We start from the raw sequence: 16,074 nt of genomic DNA on the forward strand, positions 1-16,074 counted from the left end.
CGCCTCGGCTAGGGCTGCCGGGCAGCCAGGTTGGCCTCCGCCCGTTCGATGTTCTCCAGATGCTCCTCATAGGTCTCGGCGAAGTAGTGCTCGCCGGAGCCGTCGTTCTTCGCGACGAAGTAGTAGTACCCGTGTGCCGCGGGGTACAGGACGGCCCGGATGGCCCCCTCCCCCGGCGCGGCGATGGGCCCGGGCGGCAGGCCGGGATAGCGGTAAGTGTTGTAGGGCGAATCGACTTCCAGGTGCTCGTACAGCAGGGTTTCGGACCGGGGAAGCCCCAGGGCGTAGTAGACGGTGGGGTCGGCCTGCAGCGGCATGCCCACGGCCAGCCGGTTCAGGTAGACGCCGGCGATATCCGGCTGCTCCGCGGCCACCCGGGCCTCCGTCTCCACGATCGAAGCCAGGGTGACCACCTCGTGCACCGAGAGCCCCATCTCCTCGGCACGGGCCAGGAGATCGGGGGTCCAGACGGCCTCAAACCGCTCCGTGAGCATGGCCACGACGTCCTCCGCGGTGATGCCCGAATGGTACTGGTACGTGGCAGGGAACAGGTACCCCTCCATCGGCTGGACCAGCTCCGCGCCCGCGGGCAGGTAGGGGTTCTCTGCGGCGGCGGCCGCGACGGCGTCGAGGAAGGCCTGCCGCTCCACCACCTGCGCCTCTTCCAGCAGGTCGGCCATCATCGCCACCGTCAGCCCCTCGGGAATCGTGAAGCGCCGCACGATGACGTCGCCGTTCACCAGCTTGGTCAGGATCTCGTCTGCGGACATAGCGGCCGAAAGCTCGTACCGGCCCGAGACGATCTGGCCGTCCAGCTCCCGGTACCGCACGTAGTAGCGGAAGACGGCGGCATCCCGGATGATGCCGTGTTCCGCCAGAATGGCCGCGACATCGGTGGTGGTGGCCCCGGCCGGAATCTCGACCTCCACGGCCTCACCCCGCGGGTCGGCGGGCTCCAGGCGCGCCAGCGCCCACTGCAGGGCGCCGTAGGCAGCGCCTGCAAGCACAGCGAGCAGGACGAGCAGGGCGAGAGCCAGTCGGGCGACCTTCGCTGCAGGTGACAAACGCATCCATCCTTCCGGGGTAGACTGCAATACTTGCACTATTCGCCACAAGAAAGAGCCCTCCTGTTCGGAGGGCTCGATGGGTGGCTACTTCTGGGACTCCTCTTCGAACTCCTCGTCGTCCAGCATTTCCTCCCACGCATCGGCGACCCGGTCGAACTCCTCCTCGGATTCGATCTCGACCAGGACGTCCTCGCCGTCCTCCTCGTCGATGCGCATGATGACCGCTTCGTCGCCTTCTTCGCCGTCCTCGATGGGCAGCAGGATGGCGTAATCCTTGCCGTCGACGGTGATAACCTGAACGATGGAAAACTCGTGCTCGTTGCCTTCCTCGTCCGTCAGGATGATGATCTCGTCATCGTGCTCGTGCCCGTGATCGTGGCTCATGGCAATCACTCCGATCCCCAAGATATTCCTCATTCTAACGGAGCCCGGTGGCCCTGTCAAACCAAAGATTCCGGCGGGCGCGCACCCCGGGCATCCAGATACCCCTGCAGGATCACGGCAGCGGCCATCTTGTCGATGACCTTCCGCCGCCGGGCCCGGCTGACGTCGGCTTCCAGCAGGACCCGCTCCGCCGCCATGGTGGACAGCCGCTCGTCCCAGGCCTCCACCGGCAGGCCGCTGTGCTCGGCCAGCCGCTGGATAAACGTCCGGGTGAGCTCAGCCCGGGGGCCGTAGGTCCCGTTCATGTTCCGGGGCATGCCCACCACCCAGCGCTCGACGCCGTACTGCCGGGCAATCTCCCCCAGGCGGGCCAGGTCCTGCTCCAGCGACCGGCGCGGGATGACCTCCAGCGCCTGCGCCGTGAGGCCCAACTCATCGGACAGCGCCACGCCGATCGTCTTGTCGCCGACATCCAGCCCGCCAATGCGCATCCACGCTCACCTCAGCTCTTCGCCGGTTCCCTCCCCGGCGCCAGCAGCTGCGCCAGAGCCACGCCGCTCAGGAAACCGTTGATGTGCGCCCAGAAGGCGACCGTCTGGGTCAGGTCGTGCAGCCAGATGGGCGCCAGTCCGCTGGCCAGCTGCACCAGGAACCAGAGCCCCAGAAAGGCCCAGGCCGGCACCCGGACGGCAGGGACGAAAGCCCCGATGGGCACCAGGGCCAGCACCCGCGCCCGCGGGAAGCTGAGGATGTAGCCCCCCAGCACGCCGGCCACAGCGCCCGAAGCGCCGATCGTCGGGATCGGCGAGGTCGGGTTGGCCACTGCGTGGGCGACGTTGGCCAGGGCGATGCAGAGGACGTAGAACAGCAGGTAGCGCCCGTGCCCCAGGCGGTCTTCCATGTTGTCGCCGAAGATCCAGAGGTAGAGCATGTTGCCCAGTACGTGGCCCCAGGAGCCGTGCAGAAAGGCCGAGGTGAACAGCGTCACCAGCGGCCATCCCCCGGTGGCGAGCCAGACGGCCGGGTTGAGCAGGGCCGTCGGCCGCAGGGCGAAGTTCCCGACGAGCCACTGTCCCGTCGCCGGACTGCCGACCTCCAGGAGGAAGATGGAGAGGTTCAGGGCGATCAGGGTCCAGTTGACCCACGGGCGGCGGCGAACCGCTGGACTGTCACGCAGTGGCAGGACCAAAGCCAATTCCCCCCGGGAGTGTACCGCGCCGGCGCCGGTTTGGCAATAGCATATCTCACCGGCCGGAGAATCACTCTAAGGGCAGCCACAAATGCCGGAGGTGTATCTGTTGCGTCTGCGCGACCTGATGACGACCGATGTACGTACCTGCACGCCGGACACGCCGCTGTCCGAGGTGGCCCGGATCATGGCAGAGGTTGACTGCGGCTTCGTCCCTGTCGTCGACGGGGACCGGGTAGCCGGGGTGATCACGGACCGGGACATCGTGCTGCGGGCGGTGGCCGCGAACCGGGACATCCGCACCACGACCGCCCGGGAATGCATGACCACCCCCGCCATCATGGCCGGCCCCGACACCGATGCCCATGAGGCCGCCGACCTGATGGCGGAGAAGCAGATCCGCCGTCTCTGTGTGGTCGACAACGGCCGGCTGGTGGGCGTGGTGGCGCTGGGCGACCTGGCGACGGAGCGCATCCACGTCGACGAGGCCGGAGAGGCCCTCTCCTCCATCTCGGAGCCCTCGCAGCCCGCGCACTGAGCGGTGCGGGACCACGGCGCCGGGACGCCCCCTGCACCCGGGGGGCGTCCCGGCGCGTGTGGGCCCGTTTCACCTGTCGCGCCCGGCGGACATACCCTGGCCGCCATCGCGACGACGGCCGGAAGCGCTCGCTGTGCGACCACCCGGTCGTGGTTCACGGCCACGGCGGGGCGGAGTGGTGACGGGAGAGGTCAAAACGGGGCGCCCAGGTGGGCGCCCCGCTCGGTCTGCCGTAACAGCCTCAGTCCTCGAGTTTCTCCAGATAGCTGCGTACCAGTTCCTCCAGCAGTTCGTCGCGCTCGATGCGGCGAATCAGGTTCCGTGCACCCATATGGCTGGTAATATACGTCGGATCCCCGGAGAGCAGGTAGCCGACGATCTGGTCGATGGGGCTGTATCCCTTCTCCTTCAGTGCCGCGTACACCTTCTGCAGCACTTCACCCGGGTTCCGGTCTTCCGGCCGGCTCCGCCAGTATACGGTCTTGTCGTTGGTTCCTGGCATGGGAACACCGCCTTCCTACAGGATGGACCCGCGCTGTAAGCCTGCGTTTGCACAGCGTATTCTCTCTGGCATCGCATGAATCCTCTTGGGCCGGAACCGGGGCCGCAGGCGCTCCCGGCGTCGGCGGTAGTCTCCCTCCGCCCGGCATCCGGCTATTCGCGGGCGCTGGCCGCCCGCTCCTGCTCCCGGGCGAAGAACTCCCGCCGGGTGATGCCCATCACGAGAATGTCATGGTAGCGGCTGCCCCGGCGCAGAGCCTGGCGCCGGACCCCTTCGTGGACGAAGCCCGCTTTCTCGTAGCTGCGGATGGCACGCTTGTTGAAATCGAAGACGTGCAGTTCGACCCGGTGCAGGTCCATCGGGCCGAAGGCTTCCCGCAGCACCAGCCGCAGGGCGTCCGTCCCGTAGCCCCGGCCCCAGCAGCTCCGCTCGCCGATGAAGATGGTCAGCATGGCCGACCGGTTCCGCTGGCTCACCCGCCACAGCCGCACCACGCCGATGAAGCGTTCCTGTTCATCCACGATGGCCCACTCCGGGCGCGGCAGCAGCGAGTTGAGCCACAGGTTGAAGGCCAGGAGCGCGGGGCCGGGAACCGGCCCCGACTTCTCCTCGTACAGCAGGTGGGCGACCTCGGGGTCGGTCATGAACCGGTACAGGGCACCGGCATCCCGGGGACGAAGCGGCCGGATGCCCGCCTTCTGGCCCCAGATCACACCCGCCATGGTCTTTCCTCCTCGGGGAGCTGCGTTACAGGCCGAGCTGCGCGCCCAGCAAGCGCGGCACGGCATTGAGCGCCTCACCCAGCCGCTCGGGGTTCCGGCCGCCGGCCGTGGCCATGTCCGGGCGGCCGCCGCCGCCGCCGCCGCAGATCTGGGCCACCTCCTTGACCAGTCTGCCCGCGTGCACCCGTCCCGCCAGGTCCTTGGTCACGGCAGCGACCAGGTTCACCTTGCCCTCGCTGGTGACCGCCCCGAGGACGACGACCCCGGAGCCCAGCTTGGCGCGGATGGTATCCGTCATGTTCCGCAGGTCCTCCATGGTGGCCACCGGTGCGGTGCCCGCGACGACCTTGATGCCGCCGACTTCCTGCGCCCGCTCCACCAAGCTGTCGGTCTCGCCGGCGGCCAGCTTCGCACGCAGCTGTTCCAGCTCCTTCTCCAGCTCCTTCACCCGGCTGCGCAGCTGCTCCTGCGCCGCGAGGGCCCTGGCCTCCGCCTCCTCCAGATGCCGGATCACGCCGGCGCCCGTCGCGGCCTCGATGCGGCGCACGCCGCCGCCGATGCCCGACTCGGAGAGGATCTTGAAGTACTGGACCTCGCTGGTATTACTGACGTGGCAGCCGCCGCAGAGTTCCCGGGACCAGCCGTCGCCCACCGAGACCACCCGGACCACCTCGCCGTACTTCTCGCCGAACAGGGCCATGGCCCCCAGGGCCCTGGCCTCGTCCAGGGGCATCTCGGTCCAGGTGACCGGCTCGGCGGCCTCGATCTCGGCGTTGACCATGGCTTCCACCGCGGCGATCTGCTCGTCCGTCATCGGGCCGGTGTGGGTGAAGTCAAAGCGCAGCCGGTCGGGGGCCACCAGCGAGCCGGCCTGCTGCACGTGGGTCCCCAGGACCTCCCGCAGCGCCTTGTGCAGCAGGTGCGTCGCGGTGTGGTTCTTCTGGGTGTCCTTCCGCTTGCGGGCGTCCACCCGCGCGGTGACCTGCTGGCCGACCTCCAGGAAGCCCTGCTGCACGGTGCCGTAGTGCAGATAGTGGCCGGAGGGCAGCTTGCGGCAGTCCTCCACCTCCACCCGCAGCCCCTGGGCGACGAGCTCGCCGGTGTCGCCCACCTGGCCGCCGCCCTCGGCGTAGAAGGGCGTCCGGTCGAGGACGATCACCACGGCCGAGCCCTCGCCGGCGCCTGTGGGGTTGCCCTCCTGGTCGAACACGGCCAGCACCCGGCCCTCGGCGGTGAGGTCGGTGTAGCCCACGAACGCCGTGGGCGCCACCCCCTCCAGGTGGCCCGCAATCCGGGTCTGGGCCTCGGTGACGTAAGAGACGTCGCGGGCCGCCCGCGCGCGGGCCTTCTGCTCGGCCATGGCGGCGCAGTACCCCTCCTCGTCGACGGTGAAGCCGTGCTCCCGGGCCACGTCCCGCACGATATCCAGCGGGAAGCCGTAGGTGTCGTAGAGCACGAAGGCGTCCTGCCCGGAGACGACGGACCGGCCCTCCTCCCGCATGTGGCGCAGAATCTCCTCCAGCCGGGCCATGCCCTGCTCCAGGGTGCGCAGGAACCGCTCCTCCTCCCGGCGCAGCTCATCCTGGATGAGGGGCAGCTGCGTCCGGACCTCGGGGTAGGCGTCGCCCATCACGTCGGCGACGGCTTCGGCCACCTTCCAGATGAAGGGCTCGCTGAAGCCGAGGCTCCGGCCGAACCGCACCGCCCGGCGGAGGATCCGGCGCATCACGTAGCCCCGGCCCTCGTTGCTGAACCGCACGCCGTCGGCGATCAGGAAGGTGCAGCAGCGGGCGTGGTCGGCGATCACCCGGAAGGGCACCGCCTCAGGGCCGTCCTCGTACTTCCTCCCCGACAGCTCGCTGATGCGGTTGAAGATCGGCTGCCAGAGGTCGATCTCCCAGTTGGACCAGACCCCCTGCATGATGGTGGCCATCCGCTCCAGGCCGAGGCCGGTGTCCACGCCGGTCCGCTCCAGCGGCACCAGCCCTTCGGCGGTCTGATTGTACTGCATGAACACGTTGTTCCAGAACTCGCGCCACCGGTCGCAGCCGCAGGTGTCGATGGCGCAGCCGTCGGGGTGGTCGCAGGCGTACTCGGGCCCCATATCCCAGAAGATCTCGGAGCACGGGCCGCAGGGGCCGGTGTCGCCCATGCGCCAGAAGTTGTCCTTCTCCCCCAGCCGCACGATGCGCTCCGCGGGCACGCCCACCTTGTTGTGCCAGACGTCGAAGGCCTCGTCGTCGTCCTTGTAGATGGAGACCCAGAGCCGCTCCTTGGGCAGGCCCAGCCACTCCGGGCTGGTGATGAACTCCCAGGCGTAGGCCAGAGCCTCCTCCTTGAAGTAGTCGCCGAAGCTGAAGTTGCCCAGCATCTCGAAGAAGGTGTGGTGCCGGGCCGTGAAGCCGACTTCCTCCAGGTCGTTGTGCTTGCCGCCGGCCCGCACGCACTTCTGCGCCGTCACGGCCCGGGCGTAGTCCCGCTTCTCCAGGCCGAGAAAGACGTCCTTGAACTGGTTCATCCCGGCGTTGGTAAAGAGGAGCGTGGGGTCGTTGTGCGGCACCAGGGATGAGCTGGGCACGTGGACGTGCCCCTTCGACTTGAAGAACTCGATGAACGCCGTACGGATCTCGTCGCCCGTCATGTACTTGGGCATGGTGTGGAGAACCCCCCTTGAAAACTGACAACCCCCGCCCCGACGCCTGCGGTGCGTCAGGGGCGAGGGCTTGCTGCCGTCGCGGTACCACCCTGCTTGACCGCCGGGACCCCGGCGGCCATCTCTCTCCAGTGATATCGGCATGGCGGCCGTCCCAGCCTACCGCGGAAGCTCCGCCTCGGTGGGCCCCTCAGGGGTGGCTGCGGAATCCCGCCTGCGCAGGCGCCCTTTCAGCCAGCGGGGCGCCCTCTCTGGTGCGTGGCCTCTGGGATCCGTCTTCCCCGTCCTCGGGTTGGACTACCAGCGATTATACAAACGTGTGTAGGGGGCTGTCAAGGAAGAGGTGGGCCGTGGGTCTGTCAAGTGAAAGCGGGTACGTCGCACTTCCAAAAGTGTTCTGTATGATTTTGGTTCATGAATTGGCGCCGAATGCGTCTGTTGCCTCTTCTACTTGGTGAAGCCGGCGGCCGCCCTCAGCATCCGAGAGTATCCGCCGCTGGCGTTCCGACCGGCATACAAGATCGGCATGCGCCCGTGGCGGACTCCTTCAATGCCCCGCCCCACGGTCTCCACGACCCGGTGCCGCACCTTTTCCCGAACTGCAGCCAGTGATTCGAGTCCCAGCTGGCGTTCCACCATCTCCACGGCCCCACGCAAAGTGCCGTGAAAGTAGGCGGCCAGCACGTGCATCATCGCCTTCAAGCCCCTCTCGGACCAGCTCCGGCCGACCTTCCGCAGCCGTGCTGAGTACCGCTCCACCGCCCCTTCCGCTGCACCCAGGCCGCGTAACCCCTCCACGCTGACGCCCCGCTCTTGAAGTCGGACGCGGTAGTCCCGTATCGACTCCGGCATCGTCCTGAGGTCGGCCACCAGCCTGCGGATCTCTCCACGACGCTTCGAGTCGGTCTCAGCAGCACGCGCTTCCTCCAGTACCGCCAGCAATCCTCCGGCGTCGTTTGCCTCCAGCGCAGCGTTCGCTCGTTCCAGGAGCCGGGGCTGGTGGCGCAGCACGTGGTTTAGCTCCTGCTTCAGGTGAAACCGGTCGATCTGGTACAGCGCCTTCGGAAACCACGTCACGCCCTCCCGAATCCACCGGGCCCGGTCCCCGTTGATGATCACCCACGTGTCGCTGAGATCGTACTCCCTCTCCAGAAACTCGCTCAACTGCTCCCAGCTGTCCCGTCCGCTGTCGGGAATGAAATCGCGGCGGTTTACCAGCCTGTACTCCGTACCAGCCGGGGTTCGCTCTACCCAACCCTCATGAATCACGAACAGCCGCACTTCCGCCTTCTTGCCGCGCTGACGACCCGGCCAGAATCCATCCGCCTCGATGTACAGGAAGCGGACTTTGCGGGTCCCCCCTTCGGTCACCTGCCGCTGCTTCTGCGCTGCCGCAAGGGCCATTCCCGTCTCGATGCTCCACTGCCGGATCGCCTCGTGGCTGACGTAAACCTGACAGTCCCGCCGCCCCAGCTCTGCTGCCGCACCCCGAAACGATCCGGCCGTCACTGCAGCTTCAACCGCATCTGCCCTGACCGATTCACTCACCCGCTGCCGCTTCGCGATCTGCAGCACCTCATCCAGCAGAAAGACAAAGCGCTTTTCCTCCTGGTCCCAGTAGTAGCGGCGCTTGAATGTGATCGGGCCAAACTTGGTCATGAGGGTGCGGGACCGCATCTCTTTGAACACATACCGCTGGGCGTCCCGGTTTTCATACAGCAAAGTGTCCACCCGCGAGAGTGCCTCAACCAGCACTTCGCGGAAACACTCCACTACCTGCTGCCAAACACCACTTTCAAGTTCCTCAAAGGAAAAGCCGTTGTCTGCACGAATCTCAACCATGACGAGAGATGACCCTCCCTGTGTTGGTGTTTGTTTCCCAGCAACAACACTTTTGGAAGGGGCCATCTCTCGTCCTGCTTTTTTCAGCAGAAATGTTGTGGCCTACCCACGAAAACTTTACTCACACGTGGGTTGTGAGCCGTGAGCGGTGGGCGGCGGGGCTGGCGGTGGGCGGTGAGCAGTGAGCAGTGAGATGTGGGCGGTGGGGCTGGTTACGGGCGGCGAGCCGTGGGATGTGGGCGGTGGGGCTGGCGGTGAGCGGTGAGGAGTGGGATGTGGGCGGCGGGACTGGCTATGGGCAGTGAGTAGCGGGACTCGCCAGGGCCCTCTGGCGGCGGAACCGGGCCCGTAACGATTTGGCCGCCTGGTTCGTTCTGGTGGACGAAAGGGGGGAATGAGTCCGATGCGGATGGCCAAGTTCGTACTCGTTGGGATGCTGCTCGTTTCGGTGGGGCTCGCCGGCTGCAGTTCGCCGCCCGCGCCCGGGGCAGGCCTGCCCGGCGAAACTGCCGGTGAAGAGGTGGCAGCGCTCACGGCCGCCAACCAACGGCTGGAGGCCGAGAAGCGGCAGCTGGAGGCCCGGGTGGCGGAGCTTGAAGCTAAAGTCAGGGAACTGGAGTCCCGCAACCGGCAGCTGGCGGAGCGGCTGTCCCCTGAGGAGCGGGAGGTCAGCCTGATCAACCCGGCCTACCCGCCGGCGGTGGGCGGCGAGCCGGGATGGGAATACCACCAGGTTCTCACCGCCGATCTGGACAACGACGGCGTCGAGGAACGGGCCTCGGTCACGACCAACGCCTTCTGGCTGCCGGACGAGAAGGAGTTCGCCTGGGACGACGGCCACCCCTGGCATGTCTACGTGGAGGAGCCGGACGGCACCCGGACCTATCTGTTCTCCGAGTGGGTGCAGATGGGGCAGCTGGACGTGATCCTCGACCGGGAGGGACCGGGGCTGTTCATCGTTTACCGGCGGGGCGGCGGATTGATCATTTACCGTGCGACCTACCAGGGCCCCGGCCAGTTCCGGACGACCCTGGCCTTCGAGATCCCGCTCAGCGACTACGCCACGTGGGCAGACCCGGAGATGTTCTTCGACTGAGGGGGAGAAAACATCCCATGAAGTGGCCCCGAGCCCTGGTGAGCGCCGGCCTGCTCATCGCCTGCGGCGCGACGGCGTGGCTCGCACAGAAGGGCTGGTCCTCGGCCTCATCGCCCTCGGGCACATCAGGCGCCGGGCGTAAGGCGGACGATGATGACCTGGCGCCCGTCCGACGTGCCGCCGTCGAGCCCCCGCACCGAGACCACGCGCCCTGCCCACAGGTCTGCCGCGTGCGCGTGCCGGACGTCCACGAGGCAGGTGCCGCCGAGGTGCCACGCCTCGTCGACCCATCCAGGACCGCGGTCGAGGGAACGCCGACCCTACAGCAGGGCCCGCAGCACCCGGCCCGTATGGGACCCTTCCACCCGCGCCACCTGCTCCGGCGTGCCCTCGGCGACGAGCCACCCGCCTTCCCGGCCGCCCTCCGGTCCCAGGTCGATCACCCAGTCGGCCGCCCGGATCACGTCCGGGTTGTGCTCCACCACCGCCACGGTGTGCCCGGCGTCCACCAGGCCGTGCGTGACGGCCACCAGCATGCCCAGGGGTAGGCGGACGGTGATGTCCTTCAGATTGTGGGCCCGGGCGCCCCGGATGGTGAGGAACGCCCCATTGCCGGGACGGCGCCTGGCCGGCGCCCGGAGGACCTCAGCCCCCGAGAGGAAGCGCCCCGTGGCCGACCCCGCCGCCCGGGCGACCTCCGCGGGGGTCCCGGCGGCCACCACGCGGCCGCCGTCACGACCCGCGCCCGGGCCCAGGTCGATCACGTGGTCGGCCGCCCGAATGACGTCCAGGTCGTGCTCGATGACCACCACCGTGTTGCAGGATCGCCACGAGCGCCGCGGTGTCCCGTGGATGCAGGCCCGTGGTGGGCTCGTCCAGCACGTAGGTGACGCCCGAAAGCTCCGATCCCAGAAGCGTCGCCAGCCGCAGCCGCTGCGCTTCCCCTCCCGAGAGCGTTGGCATCGGCCGATCCAGGGTCAGGTAGCCGACCCCGACCTGCAGCACCCGCCGCAGCCGCTCCTGCAATCCGGCGGCGATGGGCAGGACGCAGTCCCGGGCGCCCGGCCCCAGATCCCCCCGCTCGGCGGCCTCCCTGAGGGATTCCACCCAGGATGCGAGGTCGGTGAGCGGGATGCGGGCCAGGTCCACGATGCTCCTCCCCGCCACCGTTACCGCCCGGCTCTCGGCCCGCAGGCGGGTGCCCCCGCAGTCGGGACAGGGGCGCCTGAGGATGAACCGCTCCATCTTCTCCCGGTACTTGGCGTCCGCGATGCGGGCCGCGTAGCGGCGCATGAAGCCGGTGGCCACGCCCTCGAAGCGGCCGGCCTTGACCGTCTCCGGCGGGGCGACGTCGCGGAAATGGCGGCGGAATTGCGGGCTCCCCACGCCGTAGAGCAGGAGGTCGCGCTGCGCCGGGCCGTACTCGGCGATGGGGCGGCTTACGTCCAGATCCAGGCCGTAGTAGGCCGCAGCCCGCTGCAGCACCCCGGCCTGGTAGCGGGCGTACGCCTCGCTCCACCCCTCCACCGCGCCGTCAAGCAGGCTCTTCGTGAAGTCCACGAGCCGGTCCACGTCCACCTGGTCCACCGTGCCCAGGCCGGTGCAGGTGGGGCACGCGCCGGAGGGCTTGTTGAAGGAGAAGTGGCCCATGGTCAGCACGGGGACGGGCGCGCCGCAGTGGGGGCACGGAAAGGTCTCCCCGGCAGCCGCGCCGCCATCCGTCTCGCCCTCCTCGTCCAGGACCGCCACGGCCTCCCCGACGGGAAGCCGCTCCACCTCCTCTTCCCCGCCGGCCAGGCGGATCTCCGCGGCCCCTCCGCCCCGCTCCGTTGAGTCTGTCCCCACATAGGGCGGCGGGATTTCCCGGCCGCAGGCCGGACACGGCCGCCGGCCGACCCGGGCGAACAGCACCCGCAGGAAGGTGTAGATCTCCGTCTCGGTGCCCACGGTGGAGCGGGGGCTGCGGTTCACCGGGCGCTGGTCGACGGCAACCGTGGGCGTGAGCCCCTCGATGCGGTCCACCGGGGGACGGCCCATCTGGTAGGCGACCCATCCCAGGGCCTCCCAGTACTGCCGCTGCCCCTCCCGGTTCAGCACGTCGAGGGCCAGCGCCGACTTCCCCGACCCCGACACGCCGGTGATGGCCACCAGTTTGTTCTTAGGGATGCGGACGGTGATGTTCTTCAGGTTGTGAAGCCGGGCCCCATGGATCACGATCTCGCCGGACATGCGGTGCGGCTCCTTTCCGGGGCGCCTTCTCAGCAAAAGGCGCTGAATTCGGTGTAACGAAAGTGCCCTTTTTCGGTACTAACTTCACGGACGGAGGTGAGCGGCGGCCGTGGCGGACCGGCTGGAAGATCTGTACACCGAACTGCACGAGCCGATCTACCGGTTCCTGGCCGCCCTCACCGGCGACCCCGACGTGGCGGAGGAGCTGACCCAGGAGACGTTTCTGCAGGCGATCCTATCCCTCCCCCGGTTCCGCAGGGAGAGCAGCCTGACCACCTGGCTCTACGCGATCGCGCGGAACCAGTACCGCAAGCGCCTGGCGAAAGAGAGCCGGAAGCCGCCCGCGGATCCGCCCGCCGCCCCTTATGCGCCGCCCGACGAGGTCGCGGAGGCCCGCGAAGAACGCCGCCGCCTGGCCCGGGCGCTGTCGGCCCTGCCCGAGCCTTACCGGGAGGCCCTGGTCCTGCGGGAGTACGAGGGGCTGCGCTACGCCGAGATCGGCCAGGTGCTGGGCGGGTCGGAGACCTGGGCCCGGGTCACCTGCTTCCGGGCCCGCCGGATGCTGAAGGAGACGTATCTCAAGCTGGAAGGGGGGCACGCCCGTTGAACATCGACCTCTGCACCCTGACCGAGGACCTGCTGCCGCTCTACGCCGAGGACCTGCTGTCGCCGGTGACCCGGCAGCTCCTGGAGCAGCATGCGGACGGCTGCCCCGCCTGCCGGGAGCGGCTGCGGGAGACAAGGGCTCCCCAACCCCCGCCCGCGCCCGCCGAGCCTCCCCGGCTGGAGCGCCCGGCCCGGGCGTTCTTCTGGCGGCTTCAGCGCATCCTGTCTGCCGGGCTGGCCGCCGTGGTGCTGCTGATGGTCGCCACGGGCACGCTGAGCTACCTGCTCGGGCGCCGGAGCCACTGGGAACGGGAGCAGATCCCGGCCCGGGTCTCCGGCGCCGAGGAGCTGGCCAGGCGGGCGATCCCGGGCTGGGAGCGGGCCACCTCGCACGGGCTGGTCCTGGACGTCGGGGTCACGGAGCGGATCCCGCGCACCGATGCCGCGGTGACCATCGAGAAGGCCTGGTACAGCGGGCGGCAGGTCTACCTCCTGTACACCGTCACGGCGCCGGAGGGCGGGTACTGGTTCCCGACCGAAGCGTATCTGCTGGACGGGACCCAGGACCGGGTCCTCACCCACGGCGGCACGGACTGGGGGCACCTCGCGACCTGGGGCGGATTCTCGGCGGAGGGGTTCCACGCCGTGCTGATCCTCAACGGAATCGACCCGGAGCCCGGAGGGACGCACGTGGAACTGGTGCTCCGCCCGTGGATGCGGATCGATCCCAGGACCGGCCCGCAGCGGACGGGCGTCGGCGCGACCATGTGGGCGGAGCTCCGGATCCGCCTTCCCTGGGAAGACGACTACCTCCGGGAGCCTGCGCCCGAGGTCGTCCCCTGGCCCCGGCAGCACACGTGGCTCGGGCGGACGCTCGCCCTGGAAGCGCTGGAGGTCGGCATCGGGCGGACCCGGCTCACGGGCACGATCACCCTCCCTCAGGGAGAACGGGACCCTGTGCTGCACGCCACCCTGATCATCGGGGAACAGGAACTGCACGGCCGGTACGCCGCGCAGCCTGTCGGGGAACCGGGGCGCTACCGCTTCACCATCACCTACGACGGCCTGAACCAGTGGCCTGCGCCGGTGGGGCTGCGGCTGCAGGGGATCACCTTCGTCACGGACCAGGTGCTGGAGTGGCCGGTGAACTGGGCCAAATACCGGGAGCGGACGTCCTCCCGGGACGGGGAGATGGACCCGGCGGACCAGGTGAGCCTGCCGTTCTACGACAGCGAACTGGTGGCGCGGTTCGCCACCGACAGCGGCGTCGGCATCGAGCAGCGCACGCCCAGGCGGGAGCCGCCGTACGTGCGTTCCGCCCTCCGGATGGGCGGACGCCTGCCGCTGGAGACGGCTGAGCCCGGCGAACCGCCGGCTCTGGGCCCGGGGTTCGAAATCGAAAACGACGCCCGCGAGGTGATGACCAACCTCGGCGGGGCCGCGGGCCGCGATGACATCCGCGCGAACGAGGAACGGATCCGGGTCTGGGCCATGTGGTGGAACGAACTGCCCGAGTCCTTCCGCCGGTCGGAGCGGATCATCGTCCGCTACGTGCACCCTTCGGCCACGCTGGTGCTCGACGAGACGTGGACGGCGCCCGGGGTCAGGTGAACGGGAAATGCCGCGCACTGCACGACCAGGGCTGCCAGCCGGATTCACCGCGAAAAAGAGCCCTCCCGATTCCGCCGGGAGGGCTCTTCGTGTCGTTGGCGATCAGTGGCCCCCGCTCACTTCACCGTCACATACTCCACCGCCCGCGGCTGCCAGGCGCCGTCCCGCATGCTGTAGTCGCCCACCTCCAGACGGTACTCGCCGGGCTGCAGGTCGTGCTCCAGCACGATGGTGAACTCGCCCCAGTTCCACGTCGACGCGGCGGCGGTGGTGAAGGCGACCGCCACTTCCTGCCCCTGTCCGTCCAGCAGGCGGGCCACAACGTTGGCCTCGAACAGGTGCCGGGCGTAGCCGTTCACCGTAATGCGGCCGGGTTCGCTGACCGCGGAGGCGATGACCGCGTCCCCGGTCAGCTTGGCGCGCGCCTCACCGGTGCCGTCCAGGGTGTAGAGGCGGGGCAGGAGCTCGGGGTCGGTGTACTGGGCGGCAGGCCCCTTGGGGGGCGAAGTCCAGCGGAAGACGGGCTCCAGATGGGCGCCGGGCGCCGGCACGGAGGCGATGGAGATCTGCCTGCCGCCCTCCTCCGCCAGTGAGACCACCAGCTGATCCTCCCCGGCCGCCGCGGACGTGATGCGCACCTCGCCCTCCTCCACGGAGGCGATCAGGTAGAGCCGGTCGAGGTGGGAGGCCGTGGCGCCGACGGTGGTCGCCGCGTACCGGTCCACCATCGCCCGCACATCAACCGGCAGCGAATCGTAATCGTGCCACTGCATCGGGTTCAGGCTGTCGATCGTCCAGACCCCGTTGCCGCCGGCGGCCGGGTTGCGGACCAGCACGAAGGCGTAGGTCGTGCCGTCTCGGGTGACGAACGCCTCGGCCCGGTCCCCGTCCTGCCGGATGGTCGCGCGCTCCAGTTCCGCGGCCGTAAAGCCGAACATCCGGCCCTCAAACCGGGCGACCTTCGCCGGGTCCAGCCGCCAGGTGTCCAGCCCCTGGTCGGCCCGGTCCTGCAAGTACTGCGTCCGCTCCGGGTTCGGGAACACCGGATACAGGTAGAGGTACGGGCTCTTCGTATCCACCACCATGCCGCCGAGCTCGCCCTCGGACTTGCCGTCGATCTGAATCCGGATCTCCTCGATCCCGGGGACCTCGGCCAGGCTCAGACGGAGGGCGTGAACGAGGGCCATCACGGCCGCAGAACCCTGCACCTGGCCGACTTCCTCGCTCAGGTTCACCGTCGCCGTTCCGCCTTCCAGCCTGACGGGCTCCAGGAGCCGGGCCCCTTCCGGGAACGGCCGCCTCAGGTGCGGATCGGCCGGGCCGGCCAGCAGCTCCTCCACGATCCGGGTCGCCAGTTCCGCGGCGCCGCCCTCGGGCACCTGCCGCTGCTCGGGGATCAGGTGCTGCACCTGCCAGTCGGGGTAGAACACGATCACCGTGCGGGACTGCACGGGAGGATCCACCTGCACGGACGGGGAGACCGGCGCCTCGCCCTCGGGGGCCTGCTGCGGACTCACACCGGCGCAGCCGGACGCCGTCACGGCCACGGCCAGCACCAGGGGCAGCGCCCGGGCCAGGGCCATTCGACCGGTTTTCTTCATGCGTATCTGCTCCTTTCGGGGTGATCTTCACTGC

Annotated in this window: 16 protein-coding genes; 4 read left to right on the plus strand and 12 right to left on the minus strand. The window is 68.9% G+C overall.

What is annotated here, in order from left to right:
• Window positions 1-8: 8 nt before the first annotated feature.
• From mltG to ACZ5UM_RS15055, 4 genes are all read right to left on the minus strand, one after another.
• Window positions 9-1,064 carry an endolytic transglycosylase MltG gene (gene mltG, locus ACZ5UM_RS15040; RefSeq protein WP_464845104.1) on the minus strand — a complete coding sequence of 352 codons (1,056 nt, stop codon included), beginning with the start codon at window positions 1,062-1,064 and terminating at the stop codon, window positions 9-11.
• A gap of 87 nt (window positions 1,065-1,151) precedes the next feature.
• A complete protein-coding gene (locus ACZ5UM_RS15045) occupies window positions 1,152-1,451 on the minus strand; it encodes a DUF1292 domain-containing protein (protein ID WP_464845105.1) in 300 nt (99 codons plus the stop codon).
• A gap of 56 nt (window positions 1,452-1,507) precedes the next feature.
• Window positions 1,508-1,942, minus strand: a complete 435-nt coding sequence (gene ruvX, locus ACZ5UM_RS15050; RefSeq protein ID WP_464845106.1) for a Holliday junction resolvase RuvX — start codon at window positions 1,940-1,942, stop codon at window positions 1,508-1,510.
• A gap of 11 nt (window positions 1,943-1,953) precedes the next feature.
• Complete coding sequence (locus ACZ5UM_RS15055; protein WP_464845107.1) at window positions 1,954-2,640, minus strand: rhomboid family intramembrane serine protease; 687 nt, start codon at window positions 2,638-2,640, stop codon at window positions 1,954-1,956.
• A 100-nt stretch (window positions 2,641-2,740) separates the two neighbouring features.
• Here ACZ5UM_RS15055 and ACZ5UM_RS15060 point away from each other — a divergent pair, with 100 nt between their 5' ends.
• A complete protein-coding gene (locus tag ACZ5UM_RS15060; protein WP_464848396.1) occupies window positions 2,741-3,178 on the plus strand; it encodes a CBS domain-containing protein in 438 nt (145 codons plus the stop codon).
• A gap of 241 nt (window positions 3,179-3,419) precedes the next feature.
• Here the strand turns inward: ACZ5UM_RS15060 and ACZ5UM_RS15065 are convergent, their stop codons facing one another.
• The 4 genes from ACZ5UM_RS15065 to ACZ5UM_RS15080 form a co-directional block, all read right to left on the minus strand.
• Window positions 3,420-3,680 carry an IreB family regulatory phosphoprotein gene (locus tag ACZ5UM_RS15065; protein ID WP_464845108.1) on the minus strand — a complete coding sequence of 87 codons (261 nt, stop codon included), beginning with the start codon at window positions 3,678-3,680 and terminating at the stop codon, window positions 3,420-3,422.
• Between the two features lie 152 nt (window positions 3,681-3,832).
• Window positions 3,833-4,402 (minus strand): GNAT family N-acetyltransferase, encoded by a 570-nt coding sequence (locus ACZ5UM_RS15070; RefSeq protein WP_464845109.1) that lies wholly within the window; start codon window positions 4,400-4,402, stop codon window positions 3,833-3,835.
• A gap of 25 nt (window positions 4,403-4,427) precedes the next feature.
• Entirely contained in the window at window positions 4,428-7,043 is a 2,616-nt protein-coding gene (gene alaS, locus ACZ5UM_RS15075; protein ID WP_464848397.1) for an alanine--tRNA ligase, read from the minus strand.
• A 459-nt stretch (window positions 7,044-7,502) separates the two neighbouring features.
• A complete protein-coding gene (locus ACZ5UM_RS15080; RefSeq protein WP_464845110.1) occupies window positions 7,503-8,963 on the minus strand; it encodes an ISLre2-like element ISSyth4 family transposase in 1,461 nt (486 codons plus the stop codon).
• 343 nt (window positions 8,964-9,306) lie between these two features.
• Between ACZ5UM_RS15080 and ACZ5UM_RS15085 the strand changes: the two genes are divergently transcribed.
• Complete coding sequence (locus ACZ5UM_RS15085; RefSeq protein WP_464845111.1) at window positions 9,307-9,993, plus strand: hypothetical protein; 687 nt, start codon at window positions 9,307-9,309, stop codon at window positions 9,991-9,993.
• 125 nt (window positions 9,994-10,118) lie between these two features.
• Here ACZ5UM_RS15085 and ACZ5UM_RS15090 read toward each other — a convergent pair whose 3' ends face one another.
• From ACZ5UM_RS15090 to ACZ5UM_RS15100, 3 genes are all read right to left on the minus strand, one after another.
• Window positions 10,119-10,244 carry a hypothetical protein gene (locus ACZ5UM_RS15090; RefSeq protein ID WP_464845112.1) on the minus strand — a complete coding sequence of 42 codons (126 nt, stop codon included), beginning with the start codon at window positions 10,242-10,244 and terminating at the stop codon, window positions 10,119-10,121.
• Window positions 10,245-10,313: 69 nt separating this feature from the next.
• The gene (locus tag ACZ5UM_RS15095; RefSeq protein ID WP_464845113.1) at window positions 10,314-10,757 is read right to left on the minus strand and encodes a hypothetical protein; all 444 of its coding nucleotides are present in this window, start codon (window positions 10,755-10,757) and stop codon (window positions 10,314-10,316) included.
• Complete coding sequence (locus tag ACZ5UM_RS15100) at window positions 10,726-12,222, minus strand: excinuclease ABC subunit UvrA (RefSeq protein WP_464845114.1); 1,497 nt, start codon at window positions 12,220-12,222, stop codon at window positions 10,726-10,728. The genes ACZ5UM_RS15095 and ACZ5UM_RS15100 overlap by 32 nt, the downstream gene beginning before the upstream one ends.
• A gap of 109 nt (window positions 12,223-12,331) precedes the next feature.
• Here ACZ5UM_RS15100 and ACZ5UM_RS15105 point away from each other — a divergent pair, with 109 nt between their 5' ends.
• Together ACZ5UM_RS15105 and ACZ5UM_RS15110 are read left to right on the plus strand one after the other, a co-directional pair.
• Window positions 12,332-12,829 carry an RNA polymerase sigma factor gene (locus ACZ5UM_RS15105; RefSeq protein ID WP_464845115.1) on the plus strand — a complete coding sequence of 166 codons (498 nt, stop codon included), beginning with the start codon at window positions 12,332-12,334 and terminating at the stop codon, window positions 12,827-12,829.
• Window positions 12,826-14,439, plus strand: coding sequence for a zf-HC2 domain-containing protein (locus ACZ5UM_RS15110; RefSeq protein WP_464845116.1), 1,614 nt, complete (start codon window positions 12,826-12,828; stop codon window positions 14,437-14,439). Before ACZ5UM_RS15105 ends, ACZ5UM_RS15110 begins: the two co-directional genes overlap by 4 nt.
• Before the next feature lie 116 nt (window positions 14,440-14,555).
• Here the strand turns inward: ACZ5UM_RS15110 and ACZ5UM_RS15115 are convergent, their stop codons facing one another.
• Complete coding sequence (locus ACZ5UM_RS15115) at window positions 14,556-16,040, minus strand: GerMN domain-containing protein (protein ID WP_464845117.1); 1,485 nt, start codon at window positions 16,038-16,040, stop codon at window positions 14,556-14,558.
• Between the last annotated feature and the right edge of the window lie 34 nt (window positions 16,041-16,074).

It is taken from the genome of Symbiobacterium ostreiconchae (genome assembly GCF_055396975.1).

Bases quoted from the DNA above. Each gene is read 5' to 3' on its own strand.
- ACZ5UM_RS15045 (WP_464845105.1), bottom strand. From the start codon at position 1,451: ATGAGCCACGATCACGGGCACGAGCACGATGACGAGATCATCATCCTG.
- ruvX (WP_464845106.1), bottom strand. From the start codon at position 1,942: ATGCGCATTGGCGGGCTGGATGTCGGCGACAAGACGATCGGCGTGGCG.
- ACZ5UM_RS15065 (WP_464845108.1), bottom strand. From the start codon at position 3,680: ATGCCAGGAACCAACGACAAGACCGTATACTGGCGGAGCCGGCCGGAA.
- ACZ5UM_RS15070 (WP_464845109.1), bottom strand. From the start codon at position 4,402: ATGGCGGGTGTGATCTGGGGCCAGAAGGCGGGCATCCGGCCGCTTCGT.
- alaS (WP_464848397.1), bottom strand. From the start codon at position 7,043: ATGACGGGCGACGAGATCCGTACGGCGTTCATCGAGTTCTTCAAGTCG.
- ACZ5UM_RS15080 (WP_464845110.1), bottom strand. From the start codon at position 8,963: ATGGCCCCTTCCAAAAGTGTTGTTGCTGGGAAACAAACACCAACACAG.
- ACZ5UM_RS15085 (WP_464845111.1), top strand. From the start codon at position 9,307: ATGGCCAAGTTCGTACTCGTTGGGATGCTGCTCGTTTCGGTGGGGCTC.
- ACZ5UM_RS15100 (WP_464845114.1), bottom strand. From the start codon at position 12,222: ATGTCCGGCGAGATCGTGATCCATGGGGCCCGGCTTCACAACCTGAAG.
- ACZ5UM_RS15115 (WP_464845117.1), bottom strand. From the start codon at position 16,040: ATGAAGAAAACCGGTCGAATGGCCCTGGCCCGGGCGCTGCCCCTGGTG.